This window comes from Rhizobium sp. GR12, from assembly GCF_036596185.1.
In the GTDB taxonomy this organism is placed as follows: Bacteria; Pseudomonadota; Alphaproteobacteria; order Rhizobiales; family Rhizobiaceae; genus Agrobacterium; species Agrobacterium nepotum.
This window is the reverse complement of the sequence record NZ_JASXTH010000011.1, coordinates 13,145-28,904: the sequence shown is the minus strand read 5'-3', so window position 1 is coordinate 28,904 and position 15,760 is coordinate 13,145. Positions and strand designations below refer to the sequence as shown.

Below are 15,760 nucleotides of genomic sequence, written 5' to 3'. Positions count from 1 at the left end.
GATGCGAATCAAAAGGACCGCTCATGAAACGTCGATTGCTCGCTATTGTCTTGGCCCTTTTCCCGTTTGCGGCCAAGGCCAACTGCTTACCGCCGTGGCAGACATTGTTTGCCTGCGATATAGCGGGTTCGAGCGCCCGTGCCGAGTTCTGCGAAATCGCAGATCCTGAAAGTCACAAGAGCCTCAAAAGCCATTATTATACATACGTGGTCGGAACGAAGCCCGCAGAACTCTATTTTGAAGCGGATGGCTACTATTTCTCAACCAAGGACACGGTCGCTGGCCATCCAACGGACCTCGCAATGGGCGTGGGTTTAGCAAACAAGAACTACGTTTATTCGTTCTTCGTAACGGAAGATAAGAAACTCGACGGAAAGATCCGTGAAGCCGAAATCCGCGTCTACGAATCCATAGACGCTTTCAGCAGCGACACGAAGGATAATGAGCAACTGCGGCTGCAATGCGATCCCGGCTCCATCGTTGCAAATCAGGACAACATTCGTCCCTGACAGAAGTGCGTCCGCTTATCCGGCAGATTCCGAATGAAGGCTGCTTGTCTGAAAATAATCCCATACGCCTGGTTTAATAGAATTTAGCCTTTAACCTGCAATTTTCACGGCCTTGTTGAATCCCGCCAGAATTTTGCTGACGAAGTCGCTACGAAAGTGCCGGTTGCGCAGATCAACCTCCAGGATATTTGAAAATCGCGGGCTGGTCTGCTCCAGTGAACGCAGCGCAGTTCTTGCTATCTGTGGATCGTTGATCTGGCCGGCGACCGCGGACAACAAGCACCAGTAGAATGTGCTATCAGGAACCGGTTGATCCCGCAGTAGCTTCAAAGCATCGTCATATGCCCCGCGCCAGTAAAAGCCGGCTGCTAGAAAGGTGTAATCGGACGGCTGTGGAACAGTCATAAGCGCAATTGTTTTCCTGAGTATGGTCTCTGCCTGTTCATAAACCCCAAACGCAAAGAGCTGATTTGCGATTGTCACGCGCTCCCGCCCGTTTTGGGGGAGCACCGCCAAGGCCTTGATTGCTGACGTCTCAAAGCCCGTTGTATCCTCAGCCTGAAATTCCAGCATCATTTTGGCGCGGAGTGTCAGCCAGGACGCAGGAGCCAATCTTTGAGAGTTCTGGTAGGATTTCCGGGCCTCTTCAAGAAGAAGTTGGCTCCTTACGCGATTGTTTTGAGCAGCTTCTGCAATGCTGTCTTCGATACGAACAAGGGCAAGCAACGCCCAGGCCCCAGCATAGTCTGGTTGTGCGCCCACCGTATCGGCCAAGCATTTGGACATCCATAGACGGTCCCTATCCGTCATCGTTGTGAGTTTATTGAGACTGTGTGTTACACAGACGTAGCCCGCCACCGGTTCTGTCGGCAAGTTGCGTTGCTCAGCAGACCGGATCGCTGCATTTTCCCCCACGAGTTCCTGCACCAGAATATCCAGGGACCGTCCATCACTTTGCCTTGCGATTCTAGAAGACCAGAGCACGACGCCGGTTCTGGCATCGACCAACTGCCAATGCAGCGCAAGACCTTCGGCATCTGCTCCAACTTCGCTCGCGACAACATATACACTACGCAGGCTGGTGATATCAGCCGCATAGCTATGGGCTTCAGCAAAGTCGCTGGCCCTGACAACGCTGTTCACGTCATAAAATGCCATGGCGCTCGACAGACGAACGGGGAAGCCGCGTGCGAACGTGATAGTACGCTCGTCGTCGGTCAGTGCTGTTGTCGCCTGAATGAGAATGATGGGAGGCTGGCGGGATGGAGGGGCGTGCCCAAAAAGCAGCAACCATCCCAGAAACAGGGCTAAAACGGCGAGTGAAATGCCTGCGGCGATATGGGCGAGAAAATGGCGAACCATCTTCTCCACGTTGCCGACCTCGACGCCCATTGAAGGTGCCGTTCTGAAAACTGGCTCGGCGTCGTGCGATTTGTTATCCGGGGCAGAAAGCTTGTCGATGAAAACCGGAAGGTATCGTCCTCTTGGCAAGGAGATGACAATCGGATCATCGCGACCTTCCGTTTGATAGTATTTTTCGAGTGCGGCCCTCAACCGGTTTGCCGTCGTGCGTACGATGCCGTCGTGAGTTGTATCAAAGTCACTGTTTCGATTAAGGACTTCTATTCCGATTGAGTAGGATTTTATTTTGTCTTCGCGTCCTTCAATTGTCTCTGTGACAACATAATTTAAGAATTTTCTTAGTCGCTCTGAATTTTCGAAAGTTTTAGATTGTAAAATCCTAGAGAGTTGCTCGCCTTCCTGTTTCCATCGCTTCATGGCGTCCTCGTTTTGCAAGGCAACAAAGCTATTTATGTTTTTGCGTCTGAATGTCGGATTGTTCATTATTCTGATTTCATTCAGTTGCGTACTGGCGTGCAGAGAAGCAGCAGGACCGGCAGGAACCATTGCGAACGGCGCTCTGGTCGATGTGCGGCAGGGGAAGCCAGCGTGGTGACGTCGCGGTCGTTTTTGCTGCGAAAACCGTGAGGTACATACAGAAATGACGTTCATCGAAAACGTGTCAGTCGCCTGGCCAGATATTTCTGAGAGGATCTGTGACGGCCGTAGAGTCCGTCAAGCGTCTGGTTTTCTCCAGTTGTGCTTTGTGCTGCAGCAGAGCCTGCGTCACTGGAGTCCAACAACATCCCAGAGGCCGACACGAACAAGAAACGCCTCATCTAATCCTTTCGCCGGACACGTCCAGTTTCCGGCCCATCAGCCCGGGATTCGGTTCCCAAAGATGGTGCTGCGAATTGATATCCAGCAACATGATGCACGGCTACCATCATCGATGAAACCGACACATGCTCGTCAAATAGCTTATTTCATTGGCCCACCGGCACAAAGCATTTCGAAAGTTTCAATACTGTACTGCGCCGATTGTAGTCGGTTTTCGATAAAGTAAGCAGTTTTGGACAATGTATCCCACTACAAACAATGTGGCGGAGGAGCTGGATTGTCCGAGACTGGATCCCTCCGATAGCAGGCGCCGAGCGATCTGCTCGGGCGACCAGCGTGCTTCCCGTTGATTGATGACCTGCTTACGCAAATTCGGGTGGCGCCGCAGCTTGCGCAGTCGTCGCCGTCACTCGCGATAGATAGTCGACCGGCGACGTCCGAGGGGCCATCTCGTTGATCGTGACTTTCTGCTTGAAAAGCCGATGAAGACGGAGCGGAAACAAGATCTGTCCGAAATCGTACGCTATGATCGACGGAGCGGAACCTTCATCGCGGACCCGCATGATGGTCTGGCAGCTTTTTGCAAATTTCCCGGCGACTGCAGGCGGTCATTGGCAATTCACCAGCAGGTTCCCGAAAGGCGGCGCCTCTCTAGAATAACATCTGTTTTTTTCGCTTGGCTCGCTCGTGCGGATTACGCGAATCCGGCGAGATTTCGAACAATCGGTGAGCGGAATTTGATCATTTTTTGATAAATGCGCGGTAGTTTTTAACGGCATCTGATATAAGGCGAAAATGTGGGGGCAGTTGATTAGTGAGATTTTTCGGCGCTCGATATGTAATCGGTGCGCTGCTTGATCGTTCTCAATAAGTCTCCAGTCGAGATAGAAACGGAACGAAAGGGTATCAACTGTGAACGGTTCTTCCAGTGGACTCCTGAGGGATGTTCCTGACGCCTGGGGTCCAAAAATCGAGACGCAGGCAGGCGCGGTTACGCATACACGAACGGGGCCCAATGAGATCGGGTTCTCTGCACCGTCTCATATGGCCCTTATCTTGCTGACGCCGCAGCCAGACCGCGTCCGTTCGCTTAATTCAGACCGCAAGTCGGTCTTCATGGCTCCAATCGGAACGGTCGAGATTATCCCTGTCAAGGCAGAGATGTTTGCACGCTGGAAAACCACGAAAGAGAACCTGCTGTTTGCGCTTGCGCCTGACAGGCTCTCAACGCTGGCCGGCCTTGAATTCGGGCGGGACGATTTCGAATTCAGGCCGACGACGACCGGATGCGTGGATCAAAAAGCTCTGATGCTGGCCAACCTCATCCGTGACGAGTTTCGAAGCGGCGAGCCGTCTAATCATCTCTATATTGATTCCCTGATCACGGTTTTCTCCACATATCTCTTGCGAAACTATTCGACATTGCAGGACGGTCCGTCCCCGCAGCGCCGGGGCGGTCTGCCGCCTAAAACCTGGCGTGATGTCGAAAACTACATTCGTTCCCATATCGGAGAACCGCTCTCGATTGAGCGGCTTGCCCGGATCGCCGATCTTTCGCCCAGCCATTTTCTTCGTGCATTCCGGCAGACGACCGGATCGCCACCTCACAAGTTCGTTTTGGTGACGCGGATCGAGACAGCGGAGCGGATGTTGTTGACCACCGACATGCCATTGGCGCTTATCGCCAGTCTAACCGGCTTTGCCAATCACAGCCACATGACCGCAGCGATGAAGCGGTACAGGGCTTTGACGCCGAGCGCCCTTCGCCATACCCGAATGGACGACTGAGGGAACCCAGAAAAATGATCCAGCTTCTCTTCCTGCTTCTCGGTCCCGCCGCCCTCAAGCCCGTGTGGCGTATTCTCACTGCGGCGGGTGTCATATGGATGCTGTTCGGTGTGGCTATCCTGTTCGATCTGAGTGATGGCAGGCTCTGGATCCTTCTGGATACGCTCGCCATCTTCCTTGCCATCGAAGGTCTGGTTGAGTTCCTGGCCGCCCTGTCATCCGGTATTCGCCGGCATTGGATCGACGCAGCCCGGGGTGTTGCCTTTCTGCTCGCCGCGTTCCTGGTGCTGAATGTTCCTTGGGACGGCAACATCGGAGCAGCGATCGTGTTCGGAACGGCTTTCCTGATAGACGGTCTTTTTCGGATTGGTTCCGCTTTAACGGTTCACAGTTCTCGCTGGCGGATAGGAATTGTGGCCGGCGGTATCGAAATACTGCTTGCAACGGCCATCCTTGCGTCCTGGCCTGTACCACATCTGCTGACTGTACCGTTCTGCTTCGCGCTTTTGCTGCTGACCTCCGGTTATGCGCTCGTCAGATTGGCCCTGCCGCTCCGGGATCTGCCGGAAGGGGGGTCGGTTATGGCGCTGCCCCTTTATGCCGCGCGCAACTGGCAGGGGGGAATGATACCTTCAGTGATCTCTCCGGTGGAGGACAGATGGAACTCGGAAGGGGAGGAGCTGAATGTCCTGGTCTGGACGGCGACGGGCTCCATCGCCGATCCGGACCGGCGGATCCTGATCGATCGCTATATTGCCGCCGTTGACAAGAACGGTGTCATTTCCACGGGGCATGCTGCCCTTGAACTGCGGCCGGATATCTATGTCAGCCATTATCCGGCAAATGATATCGACCACAACCCGGATGATTTTCGCGCGCTCCTGTCCGCGGGACCTGAAAACGACGTGGAGGGCCGCTTCAACGAGTCTCTGGAAAAAGAAGCATCAGCCTGGTGCATGCCTGACCAGAAGGTGACGTTCCACCGATTCAGGCCCGAGGCGGTGCGCCGCTTCTGGACACTTTATTCGCGTGACAAGACCTACAATCTGACGGCACGCAATTGTTCGACAACTGTCATCCAGGTTCTGGATACGGCCATAGAGGGTGCATCGTCCAAAGGAAGGCTCCTGCACGATCTGTTCGTACTGTTGTCCAATCCGCAATTCTGGCTGTTGAGGGTGGTGCGTGGTCGGGCGGAAGCGATGACGTGGACCCCGGGCCTGGTGCTCGACTATGCCCGTCTGTTGCATGAGATTGTCGAGAATGGCGAGCAGCGCTGGCGCAGGAAAATCCGAAACGCGCGGCATATGCGCAAGGTCTTTGAGTACAGGGAAGAACGGGCGGAACGCCAGGAGAAAGCGAGATGACGGAATTACTGCGGACATCCGCCGTCATCGTCGCGACGGCCACCATTTTCGGCCTGACCTATGGTCTGAGCGGACCTCTGATCGCGCTTGAACTGGAGGAAGCCGGATATTCTGAAGGCCTCATTGGCCTGAATGGCGCCATGTATGCCCTTGGGGTACTGGCTGCAGCTCCTTTCCTGCCACGTCTTTTCCGGCAGCTTGGATTCGGAAGGCTTGCAAAATTGGCCCTTGCGGCTGCTGGGGCTTTGCTGATGTGCTTTCCGTTCGCCCCGGTCTTGTGGCTCTGGTTTCCGCTCCGCGCCGCCCTCGGATCGGCCTCCGAAACCTTATTCGTGGTTTCGGAAAGCTGGCTGAATCAACTTGCCGACGAGGCGTCCAGGGGCCGTATGCTTGCGATCTATGTCACCGCGCTCTCATGTGGCACCGCTCTCGGACCGGCAATCCTTACACTGGTGGGACGAGACGAATCCCTTGCGTTCCTGATAGGGGGAGCCTGTGCCTTTCTTGCCCTGCTTCTTCTGGTATTCGGCCGTCCGAAGGAGGCCGTGGCGTCAGGAGAGGCTGAGAAAAACCTGTTTCGTTTTCTCCGGCTAGTGCCGGTCGCGGTCGCTTCGGCAGCGCTGAATGCGGCCATTGAAGCAGCGGGTCTGAGCCTTCTGCCGATCTACGCCGTTCGGCTTGGCTGGCCGGAGCAATCGGCAACTGTCTTGCTGACCATCCTGCTCATTGGCTCTATCGTCTCTCAATTGCCGATCGGGTGGCTCGGAGACCGCATGGACCGGCACAAGCTCCTTGTGTGCCTTGCAGGCTTTTCTGCGGCAGGGGCCATCATGTGGCCGTTCGCCCTGGCGCATGCTTGGCTCGCATATCCATTGCTGTTCATCTGGGGTGGCACCTTCGTGGGTATCTATACCACGACAATCGCAATACTCGGCGACTGCTACGAAGGTGGCGAGCTCATCAGCATCTACGCGCTCCTGTCCGTTGCCTGGGGCGTCGGGGCATTTGCCGGACCGCTTCTAAGCGGCCTTGCGATGGAAATGACCGTGCACGGCCTGGCATTGTTTGCGGCGGTTGCGTGCGCTGGTTTTGCGCTCTTTGCATGGGTGAAGCCACAGGAGCGGCGTGTCAACTTCGCTCGGTAAGAGGGGCGGACCCGTATAGATGACGGGTTGAACAGCATCTTCGAAAAAGGAAAAGACAGGGACAGGAAATACGTCGTGCCAATAGCGTTTATCGGTTTTGTGCTTGCCTTGCCGGTTGCAAGAGGTTGGACGGTCTGGACCGAAAAACCCATCAGAGCGCCTGCGATAACTTCGGCATTGAGCGGGAACACCGACTTACGACGAGTGCATGCTGCAGCAGCGGTTGAAAACGAAAACGTGCAGCGTGCACCCGACCGGACCAACGCGCGCGAAATCGTCGGGAATCTCTGGAAATGGTGGCGCACAGGCATGCCTTTGAAACGGCATGCTCACGGAAAAGAGGGATCTGCATGAGAGTATTCTGTCGCAAACGAGAGCATTGATTGACCCAGTGTTGATTCTCTGTCGATGGGCTGAGCGTCGATGAGGCAGCCGAAAATGTCAGAAAGTGATCATCTGTCAAAATCGCGCTGAATTGTGCTCCCTCTTCCCAACCCTCGTTGTATTGTGGGGTGAGGCAGGTAATTCTTTCGAGGTGCTCGTTCGTTTCCCTGGAGGTCCAAAAGTGACGCCGAAACTCGCTATCGCCCTTGCTGTCGCAACTTTCTTCTCTCCGATCGCCGTCACGTCCGGCATGGCTCAGACAGTGGCCGAGGTGGACAAGTCGCTTGATCAGCTTTTTGGCGAGCACGTCCGGTATCGGCAATTTTTCGACGATCTGAAAAAGGCAGTGGCTGCAGGAGACAAAGAAAAGATTGCCGGGATGGTTTATTACCCTTTCGGCGCCAGGATCAACGGTAAGGTTGTCAAAATCCGCGACGCAGCTCACTTCGCCGCCGACTACGACAGGATTTTCACCGAGAAAGTTAAAAAGGCCGTCACCAATCAAACGTACGAGACGGTGTTTGCCAACTGGCAAGGCGTGATGTTCGGGGACGGGGAAGTTTGGTTCTCGGGGGTTGGGAACAAGAATCTGATCAAGATTACAGCGGTCAACGATTGAAGGATGCGTTGACCTTCCCGTCAGAGCACCTCACGCTTCAGGAGCTGCTCCAGCCAATCTGCAAACACCTGGAGCCTGCGAGAGAGATGCTGGCGGTGCGGATAGAGCAGCGTCATCGGCATGGACTCCGCCCGATGGCCTGGCATCACCTCGACAAGTTCATCGGCTTCGAGGTGGTGCTTGATGTCGTAAGCCGGGATCTGGATGAGGCCGAGGCTGGCAATGCAGCAGGCAATGTAAGCTTCGGCGCTGTTGACGGTAACGCGGCCGCGCATCGGCAATTTGCGAACCTCACCGTCCTCGATCCACTCCCATTCCTCGACACGACCTGTCGATGGCGAGGCATAATTGATAGCGAGATGGTTCCCGAGATCGTGCGGAGTAGCGGGCGTGCCGTATTGAGCAAGGTAACCAGGGCTGGCGACATTGATCAGCGGCAGATCGCCGATCCTGCGTGCGATCAGGCCGGAATCGCTAAGTGGTCCGACACGCAGCACGCAGTCGATGCTGTCCTCCACGAGGTTGACGGCCCGGTCGGTAACGCGAAGTTCGATGTCGAGTTGAGGATGACGATCCAGGAACTCCGGCAAGGCAGGCGCGATGATCAACCGACCAATCCGGCCCGGCACGTCGATCCGCAGTTTGCCCGTTGGACCGACCGACGTCTGCCGGAACAACCCCTCCGTCTCATCGACATCGTCGATCAACCGCAGGCAGCGTTCATAAAAGGCGGCGCCGTCCTGCGTGGGAGAGACCTTTCGGGTTGTTCGGTGCAGCAGGCGGGCGCCAACGCGCGCTTCGAGTTCGATCACAGCTGCCGAGACGGACGAACGTGGCAGCCCGAGCGTATCGGCAGCGCGGGTGAAGCTGGCGCATTCGACGACGCGAGTGAAGGTGCGGAAGAGATCGATACGGTCCAAGGCGCTAACTCTCTTGATTGTCCGTCATCTCTGACAGGTGATGTCAGAATGACAGTCTTTATGACGAATCCATAGACGATATTGTGCATTTCAGGAAGCGGGCACGCAGGTGACCGCCAAGCAAGCCCCAAGGAGGCAACACGAATGACCGATCACAGCATCAAGGGAAAAACCGTTCTCATCGCCGGTGGCGCGAAGAACCTCGGCGGGCTGATTGCGCGCGATCTTGCCGCGCAGGGCGCGAAGGCGGTGGCTGTCCATTACAACACTAGTGCTACGAAGCCAGCGGCCGACGAAACGGTGGCTGCGATCAAGGCGGCCGGCGCGGAAGCATTTGCCTTCCAGGCCGACCTCACCACAGCCGGCGCGAACGAAAAGCTGTTCGCAGACGCCAAGGCGGTGATGGGTGGCATCGACATCGCCATCAACACGGTTGGCAAGGTGCTGAAGAAGCCGATGGTAGATATCTCGGAAGCCGAATATGACGAGATGTCAGCCGTCAACTCGAAATCAGCTTTCTTCTTCATCAAGGAGGCCGGCAAGCACCTCAACGATAACGGCAAGGTCTGCAACGTCGTGACGTCGCTGCTTGGTGCCTTTACGCCTTTCTATGCAGCGTATGCCGGCACCAAGGCGCCGGTCGAGCACTTTACGCGCGCGGCGTCAAAGGAGTTCGGCGCGCGTGGCATCTCGGTGACGGCGATCGGTCCAGGTCCGATGGACACGCCCTTCTTCTATCCGGCCGAGGGAGCCGACGCCGTCGCCTATCACAAGACGGCGGCTGCGCTGTCCGGTTTTTCCAAGACCGGCCTGACCGACATCGAGGACATCGTTCCCTATATCCGTTTCATGGTCTCGGACGGCTGGTGGATGACCGGCCAGACGATCTTGGTCAATGGTGGCTATACCACGAAGTGATATGAAGAGCGGCCGGGTCAACCCGGTCGCTTCCGCTTTTCTGCTTGTCACTGCTCCGGGAGCATCTCATGACTAACCGATACCAGCTGCTCTTTGACACGCAGCGCGAGCATTTCCTGAGCGACGCGACCAAAAGCCATGACTGGCGCATCGACCAGCTCGACCGCATGGAACGGATGCTCGCCGACAACAAGGAGGCCTGGTGCGCCGCGCTCTATCAGGATTTCGGCAAGCCGCCTTTCGAGCAGTTGTTCGAGATCACCGTGCCGAACGGGGTCATCAAATATTATCGCGAGAACCTGCGCGACCTGATGGCGCCGCAGCCGCAGCCGATCCCGGCAGGACTGGAGGCGACCGGCAATCGCGGCATCATCTACAAGGAGCCCTATGGCGTGACGCTGGTGATCGGCCCGTTCAACGCGCCGATCCTGCTGCTGCTCGATCCAGCTCTTGCCGCGCTCGCCGCCGGCAACCCGGTGATCCTCAAGCCCGCCAATACGACGCCGGCTACGGCGGCACTGTTCGCCAGGCTGATGCCGCAATATTTTGAACCGGAGAATGTCGCGGTCGTCACCGGCGGCCGCGAAGAGATCGGCGAGCTGCTGCAGCTGCCGTTCGACTTCATCTTCTTCACCGGCTCCTCGGCGGTGGGCAAGGTGGTGATGCGCGCCGCAGCCGAGAACCTGACGCCGGTCATCCTTGAACTCGGCGGTCAGAACCCGACCATCGTCGACGCCACTGCCAATCTCGACATCGCCGCCGACCGCATCGCCTGGGGCCACAACGCCATCTCCGGCCAATGGTGCATCGCGCCGGGCTATGTCTATGTGCACGAGAGCGTGGCCGAGCCCTTCATCGCCAGGCTCAAGGCGTCGATCGTCAAAATGTATGGCGAGGATCCGAGTCAGAGCCCGGACTTTGCGCGGATGATCAGCGAGCACGATGCGCAGCGCGTTGCCTCGTACATCCTGCCCGAAAAGGTCGTACATGGCGGGCGCTACGACGTCGCGGCGCGCTATGTCGAGCCGACCATTCTCTATCCCTCGACCTGGGACGATCCGGCGTTGCAGCAGGAGGTGTTCGGCCCGGTGCTGCCGGTCATGTCCTACAGCGACCTGAAGCAGATCGTCGGGATCATGAAGCGTAAGCCAAAGCCGCTCGCCGCCTACATTTTCAGTAAAGATCAGCCGACGATTGATTATGTGCTCGCATCGCTCTCGTTTGGCGGCGGTTGCATCAACCAGACCAACCTGCATTGCTGGATCGACAGCCTGCCGTTCGGCGGCGTCGGCAATAGCGGCATGGGCAAATATTACGGTAAGGCCGGGTTCGACGCGCTCAGCAACACCAAGGCGATGCTGATCGGCAATCCAGATCTCGAGCTCGATGTCTTTCCGCCCTATGCCGGCAAGGATATCGCCAAAAATCTTAGCGTGTTTTCATGAGGGAGGAAATCGCACACACTGTTGCAGCGGGCGGGTGTTTACCCGGGGAACGTCAATGGATGTTTTGCTCGCAACGGCGAAATCGGTGCTGGAAGGCTGTATTTGTAGCCTGCGCCGTCGTGATCGCGCTTCTGTTTACTATGGCGGGTGCGTCCGCGCAGGAACAGCCGATCACGGTTATTCTGCGGCAGAGCCAGAGCGATGCAGAGATCGGCCGGTTGCTCGGCGCTGCCGCGCAGACCGGGCGAACCGTCTCTGTCCAATGGCAGGACGCAAAGGAAGCCACTGCTCCGCAGGCCGCTGCTCCGGTTTCGACGGCGGATATGGAACCGGAGCCCGGGCCACTGGGCGGGGTTTCGAGAGCTTTTGTCCGGGGAGCGAAGCTGGCGCTCAATGGTTTGTCAGGGATCGCAGGTGTTTTTTCAGATACTGAAAGGGCGCTCACCGGGGGCGAAGGACGAGGTGGCTTTACCGTCCTGGGCATTTCTGTCCTTTCGATCGTTTTGGGGGCGCTCGGCGCGTCTCTGTTCCGACGTATCGTTCCTGGCAAATTGCGTCCACGCGAGGGCCGGCTGGCGCTTCCCGACCGGATGAAGGTCGCCATCACACGTTTTGCATTGGATCTGGTGTCCGTGGGGATATTGGTCGCAGTCGCCAATGTTGGTCTCCGCATTTTGCTGGAAGGGGGAACATTGTCCTTTCAGATCGCGGCGGGTCTGGTGACAATCGCCACCGTGACGGCGCTTTACGCCGCGTTCGGAAGAGTTTTCCTCGCACCGCTTTCCGGCGGCGAGCCGCTTATCAGAATTGCGCGGCCGCGTTGGCATCTTGCTATGTTGATTGCCTACGGCGGCATCGGCTCGCTCGTCGGTGAAACTGTCAGGCTCGCCGATGCACGCGACCTCGACAAGGGTGCCATCGAAGGCTGGTTTCTGATCGGGACGACCGTTCTGACCTTGCTGAAACTCTGGTGGTTCATCACCGGGCGGCGCGATATCAGAAATGCGTTTATCGGCACCAGTGCGGGGGCTGTCCGGCGGATTGCCGGATATATCCTGCCGGATTTCTATGCGGTTTCGGCGTTGCTGATCTGGCTCGCGGGCTTTCTGGTTGCCGGAACGCCGAACAGTGCCGCGTGGAGCCTTGCGGCGGGAACAACACAGATTGTTCTGATCGCAGTCCCTCTTATCGCGCTGGGTTCATGGTCGCTTCTCGGGCATTTTGCCCGTAACCGTGAAGCCGGATTACATTCCACCCTGTTGTGGGGACTTCGCACCGCTGTTTCCGGCGCGGTCTGGCTGATCGGGTTGCACCTGATCGTCGCTCTCTGGCAACCGCTCATGTCTGGCGAAACGGCAGTCGTGACCGGCTGGTTCGTGTGGCTCGAGCGCCTCGGCCTCGCCGTCGTTGCAAGCTGGACGCTGTGCAGTGGTCTGTGGCGGTATTTCGATACGATTGCACCGCCGCCGGCCATCGCTCTTCCGGGACAGGAAGAGGACGAAGCGCACAAGCAGCAGGCCAGCCGCATGTCAACGGTCATGCCCGTGATCCGGAATCTGACGCTGGGCGCGGTCCTCGCCATCGCCGCCCTTCTGGTGCTGTCGTCCACCGGCATCAACGTTGCGCCGTTGCTTGCCGGGTTTGGTGTTCTCGGGCTCGCCTTGTCTTTCGGTTCGCAGACCCTGGTAAAGGATGTGGTCTCCGGTATCTTTTTTATTGCTGACGATGCGTTTCGAATTGGCGAGTATATCGATACCGGTGGGCTGATGGGTACCGTGGAGCACATTTCGCTCCGGTCCATCCGACTGCGCCATCACAACGGTCCTGTCCACACCATCCCGTTCGGCCAGATCGGTTCAGTGACAAATTACAGTCGTGACTGGGGCACGATCAAATTCGAGCTGCGCTTCGAGCGGGACGCAGACGCCGAGCTGATCCGCAAGACTGCCAAGAAGGTCGGGATCGCCATGCTGGACGATCCGGAGTTTGGGCCTGAGTTCCTGGTCCCCCTCAAAATGCAGGGGATCCAGACTGTCACGGAAACATCGATGGTCGTTCGTTTCAAGTTCACGTCCCGTCCCGGCAATCCGAGCATTCTGAAGCGTGAGGGCATGAAGCGACTGCTTTCAGCGTTCAAGGCAGCAGGGCTCTCACTTGCTTCCAATGCCGTCACCGTGCGTTCGGGTACCGGCACGGCGGCAGATGCTGCAGCGGCGGGGATGTCAGCACAGTCACCGGATAAGGGGACGGCCAGTGCACCCGCCTGATTGGGGGGAATTGTAGATGTCTGCTGAGACTGCGCGACGCGCATCTGATGGCGACGACAACGGAGAGGGAAACAAAATGCACATGCTCATGGTTATTGTGGGAGGCGTCATTCAGCTCGGCGTGTTCCTGCTGTTCGGAAAACTCTGGGGTGGTGATGCCACCGGTCCTGCAATGGCAGCGAAATTCTTTATTCCTGCCTGGCTTGTCGTATCGATCGCCAATCTCTGGGTTGGTGTCAGCTATGCCGGTTACTCTGCACGCGACGAGCTGCCGATCCTCCTTGTCGTCTTTGCCGTACCCGCGGTCCTGTCGGCCCTTGTGATCTGGCAGATCTCACGCTCCTGAGGATACAGATATGACCAACACGTCCGGCAACGCCAGTGCTTCACACAGTCATCCGCTTCTGAGACGCCGCGACGGCCATCATGCGCGGGTGACCTTCGAAGAGCTGTTCTTCGATCTCGTCTACGTCTTCGCTGTGACGCAGCTCAGCCACGAGCTGTTGACCAATCTGAACCCCGCAGGCGTCATCGGAACGCTGATCCTCTGGTTCGCCGTCTGGCTCGGCTGGCAATATACCTGCTGGGTCACCAACTGGTTCGATCCGGAAACGCCGCGAATTCGGGGGCTGATCTTCGCCATCATGCTGGCAGGGCTTTTAATGGCCGCGGCGATCCCCGGGGCCTTTGGCGAACGTGGCTGGATCTTCGCGCTCGCCTATGTCGCGATCCAGGTCGGGCGCACGGCTTATATCGTCTGGGAGCTGGGCCCGGATCATCCACTCGCGGCCAACTATCGGCGCATGTTGGGCTGGGTGTCGATCTCAGCCGTGTTCTGGATCGCCGGCGCCTTCGTCGGGCATGAGGCGCGCATGACGCTCTGGGCGGTCGCGGTCCTCTGCGAGTATGTTTCACCGATGTTTGGCTTCCCTTTGCCGGGTCTGGGCCGATCAAAGACGAGCGACTGGACCATCGAGGGCGGGCATCTCGCGGAGCGTTGCCAGCTTTTCTGTATTGTGGCGCTCGGCGAGACGCTTCTGGCAACCGGCGCCACCATGGCACGCGCAGAAAGCTGGGACGTGTCCATCCTCTCGGCGTTGCTCGCAACGTTCTTTGGCACGCTCGCCATGTGGTGGCTCTACTTTGGCACATCGAGCAAGGACGCAACCGACTCGATCACGCATTCCGATGATCCCGGCCGGATCGGGGCGTATTTCCACTATGTTCACGCCATCCTGGTCGGCGGAATCATCGCCACGGCCGTCGGCAACGATCTTGTGCTTGCCCATCCGCATGACGGGCTGAAACTCGCCTACGCGCTGACGCTGTCCGGTGGACCGGCGATCTATCTGCTGGGCAGCGCCGTTTACAAGAAGGTGGTCTACCGCGTTCTGCCGGCCTCGCACATGGCGGGCGTCGCCGCACTGCTGGCGCTCATTCCCGTCGCGCCGTTCGTCGATCTGCTGGCCATGGGCTGGCTGACGACAATCGTCATGCTGGCAGTGGGGTTCTGGGAAGGACGGCTGGTCCACAAGCGGCGCGAGGTGCGCAGGTCGCCGCAGGCGGGGGCACATTGATGGGCGCTGCGGGCAAGGCGTTTCGTAACTGGCGGTCCAATGCGGATCGGCATGGCACGCCCGACGATGTCGTGGCGTTCTGGCGAGCCTCCTCCGACCGCTGGTTCGAGAAGGACGCCGCCTTCGACGTGGCCTTCCGAGACCGATTCCTCGATCTGCATATGGCTGTGGCGACCCGCCGACATGACGGTTGGATCGAGACGCCCAGCCGTGCGCTGGCGCTGCTGATCCTGACAGACCAGTTTCCGCGCAACGCCTTTCGCGGCACGGCACATATGTTTGCAACTGATGCACTGGCCTGCCATTATGCCCGGCTGTCGCTGGAGGCAGGGCACCTGGCGCGCGTCGAGTCGGATCTGCGGCTGTTCTTCTGCCTGCCCTTCGCGCATTCGGAGGAGATGGCCGATCAGGAGATGTCGGTCCGGCTCAACACAGGATTGGGCCAGCCCTGGCTGGAGCATGCCTCGGGTCATCGTGACATTATCCGCCGCTTCGGCCGCTTTCCGCATCGCAATTCCATGCTCGGACGGACCACCACCCCGGAGGAAGCTGCCTATCTCAAGGGAGGCGGTTTCCAGGGTTAGGCCCCAACGATTCTTAATTTATGGAGCTCATGCTGCTCCTTTTTCGACATCATCCG

At 57.8% G+C, this 15,760-nt stretch carries 14 protein-coding genes and 1 pseudogene; 12 read left to right on the top strand and 3 right to left on the bottom strand.

Annotated elements, in window-relative coordinates:
• Positions 1-23: 23 nt before the first annotated feature.
• A complete protein-coding gene (locus QSK43_RS19195) occupies positions 24-509 on the top strand; it encodes a hypothetical protein (protein WP_332304781.1) in 486 nt (161 codons plus the stop codon).
• Between the two features lie 90 nt (positions 510-599).
• On the opposite strand, the gene QSK43_RS19190 is transcribed toward QSK43_RS19195, so the two are convergent.
• Both QSK43_RS19190 and QSK43_RS19185 read right to left on the bottom strand, forming a co-directional pair.
• Entirely contained in the window at positions 600-2,354 is a 1,755-nt protein-coding gene (locus QSK43_RS19190) for a hypothetical protein (RefSeq protein WP_332304780.1), read from the bottom strand.
• Positions 2,355-2,976: 622 nt separating this feature from the next.
• Positions 2,977-3,220 (bottom strand): annotated as a pseudogene (locus tag QSK43_RS19185) (IS30 family transposase); the annotation flags it as partial.
• Between the two features lie 514 nt (positions 3,221-3,734).
• Here QSK43_RS19185 and QSK43_RS19180 point away from each other — a divergent pair.
• The 5 genes from QSK43_RS19180 (at position 3,735) to QSK43_RS19160 (ending at position 7,993) form a co-directional block, all read left to right on the top strand.
• On the top strand, positions 3,735-4,478 hold the full coding sequence (locus QSK43_RS19180) for a helix-turn-helix domain-containing protein (protein ID WP_332304779.1): 744 nt from the start codon (positions 3,735-3,737) through the stop codon (positions 4,476-4,478).
• Positions 4,479-4,492: 14 nt separating this feature from the next.
• Positions 4,493-5,845: an HdeD family acid-resistance protein gene (locus tag QSK43_RS19175; protein ID WP_332304778.1), complete on the top strand. Its 1,353-nt coding sequence runs from the start codon at positions 4,493-4,495 to the stop codon at positions 5,843-5,845.
• A complete protein-coding gene (locus QSK43_RS19170; RefSeq protein ID WP_332304777.1) occupies positions 5,842-6,990 on the top strand; it encodes an MFS transporter in 1,149 nt (382 codons plus the stop codon). Before QSK43_RS19175 ends, QSK43_RS19170 begins: the two co-directional genes overlap by 4 nt.
• 27 nt (positions 6,991-7,017) lie before the next feature.
• Positions 7,018-7,344: a hypothetical protein gene (locus QSK43_RS19165; RefSeq protein WP_332304776.1), complete on the top strand. Its 327-nt coding sequence runs from the start codon at positions 7,018-7,020 to the stop codon at positions 7,342-7,344.
• A 211-nt stretch (positions 7,345-7,555) separates the two neighbouring features.
• A complete protein-coding gene (locus QSK43_RS19160) occupies positions 7,556-7,993 on the top strand; it encodes a hypothetical protein (protein WP_332304775.1) in 438 nt (145 codons plus the stop codon).
• Positions 7,994-8,013: 20 nt separating this feature from the next.
• On the opposite strand, the gene QSK43_RS19155 is transcribed toward QSK43_RS19160, so the two are convergent.
• On the bottom strand, positions 8,014-8,913 hold the full coding sequence (locus tag QSK43_RS19155; protein ID WP_332304774.1) for a LysR family transcriptional regulator: 900 nt from the start codon (positions 8,911-8,913) through the stop codon (positions 8,014-8,016).
• 144 nt (positions 8,914-9,057) lie between these two features.
• On the opposite strand from QSK43_RS19155, the gene QSK43_RS19150 reads away from it, so the two are divergent.
• The 6 genes from QSK43_RS19150 (at position 9,058) to QSK43_RS19125 (ending at position 15,704) form a co-directional block, all read left to right on the top strand.
• Positions 9,058-9,831, top strand: coding sequence for an SDR family oxidoreductase (locus tag QSK43_RS19150; RefSeq protein ID WP_332304773.1), 774 nt, complete (start codon positions 9,058-9,060; stop codon positions 9,829-9,831).
• A 68-nt stretch (positions 9,832-9,899) separates the two neighbouring features.
• Complete coding sequence (locus tag QSK43_RS19145; protein ID WP_332304772.1) at positions 9,900-11,276, top strand: aldehyde dehydrogenase family protein; 1,377 nt, start codon at positions 9,900-9,902, stop codon at positions 11,274-11,276.
• Between the two features lie 119 nt (positions 11,277-11,395).
• Positions 11,396-13,543 carry a mechanosensitive ion channel family protein gene (locus tag QSK43_RS19140; RefSeq protein WP_332304771.1) on the top strand — a complete coding sequence of 716 codons (2,148 nt, stop codon included), beginning with the start codon at positions 11,396-11,398 and terminating at the stop codon, positions 13,541-13,543.
• Positions 13,544-13,559: 16 nt separating this feature from the next.
• Positions 13,560-13,889, top strand: coding sequence for a hypothetical protein (locus tag QSK43_RS19135; RefSeq protein WP_332304770.1), 330 nt, complete (start codon positions 13,560-13,562; stop codon positions 13,887-13,889).
• Positions 13,890-13,899: 10 nt separating this feature from the next.
• Positions 13,900-15,120: a low temperature requirement protein A gene (locus QSK43_RS19130; protein ID WP_332304769.1), complete on the top strand. Its 1,221-nt coding sequence runs from the start codon at positions 13,900-13,902 to the stop codon at positions 15,118-15,120.
• The gene (locus QSK43_RS19125) at positions 15,120-15,704 is read left to right on the top strand and encodes a DUF924 family protein (RefSeq protein ID WP_332304768.1); all 585 of its coding nucleotides are present in this window, start codon (positions 15,120-15,122) and stop codon (positions 15,702-15,704) included. The genes QSK43_RS19130 and QSK43_RS19125 overlap by 1 nt, the downstream gene beginning before the upstream one ends.
• Positions 15,705-15,760: the final 56 nt, after the last annotated feature.

Bases quoted from the DNA above. Each gene is read 5' to 3' on its own strand.
- QSK43_RS19195 (WP_332304781.1), top strand. From the start codon at position 24: ATGAAACGTCGATTGCTCGCTATTGTCTTGGCCCTTTTCCCGTTTGCG.
- QSK43_RS19190 (WP_332304780.1), bottom strand. From the start codon at position 2,354: ATGAACAATCCGACATTCAGACGCAAAAACATAAATAGCTTTGTTGCC.
- QSK43_RS19180 (WP_332304779.1), top strand. From the start codon at position 3,735: ATGGCCCTTATCTTGCTGACGCCGCAGCCAGACCGCGTCCGTTCGCTT.
- QSK43_RS19175 (WP_332304778.1), top strand. From the start codon at position 4,493: ATGATCCAGCTTCTCTTCCTGCTTCTCGGTCCCGCCGCCCTCAAGCCC.
- QSK43_RS19170 (WP_332304777.1), top strand. From the start codon at position 5,842: ATGACGGAATTACTGCGGACATCCGCCGTCATCGTCGCGACGGCCACC.
- QSK43_RS19150 (WP_332304773.1), top strand. From the start codon at position 9,058: ATGACCGATCACAGCATCAAGGGAAAAACCGTTCTCATCGCCGGTGGC.
- QSK43_RS19145 (WP_332304772.1), top strand. From the start codon at position 9,900: ATGACTAACCGATACCAGCTGCTCTTTGACACGCAGCGCGAGCATTTC.
- QSK43_RS19135 (WP_332304770.1), top strand. From the start codon at position 13,560: ATGTCTGCTGAGACTGCGCGACGCGCATCTGATGGCGACGACAACGGA.
- QSK43_RS19130 (WP_332304769.1), top strand. From the start codon at position 13,900: ATGACCAACACGTCCGGCAACGCCAGTGCTTCACACAGTCATCCGCTT.
- QSK43_RS19125 (WP_332304768.1), top strand. From the start codon at position 15,120: ATGGGCGCTGCGGGCAAGGCGTTTCGTAACTGGCGGTCCAATGCGGAT.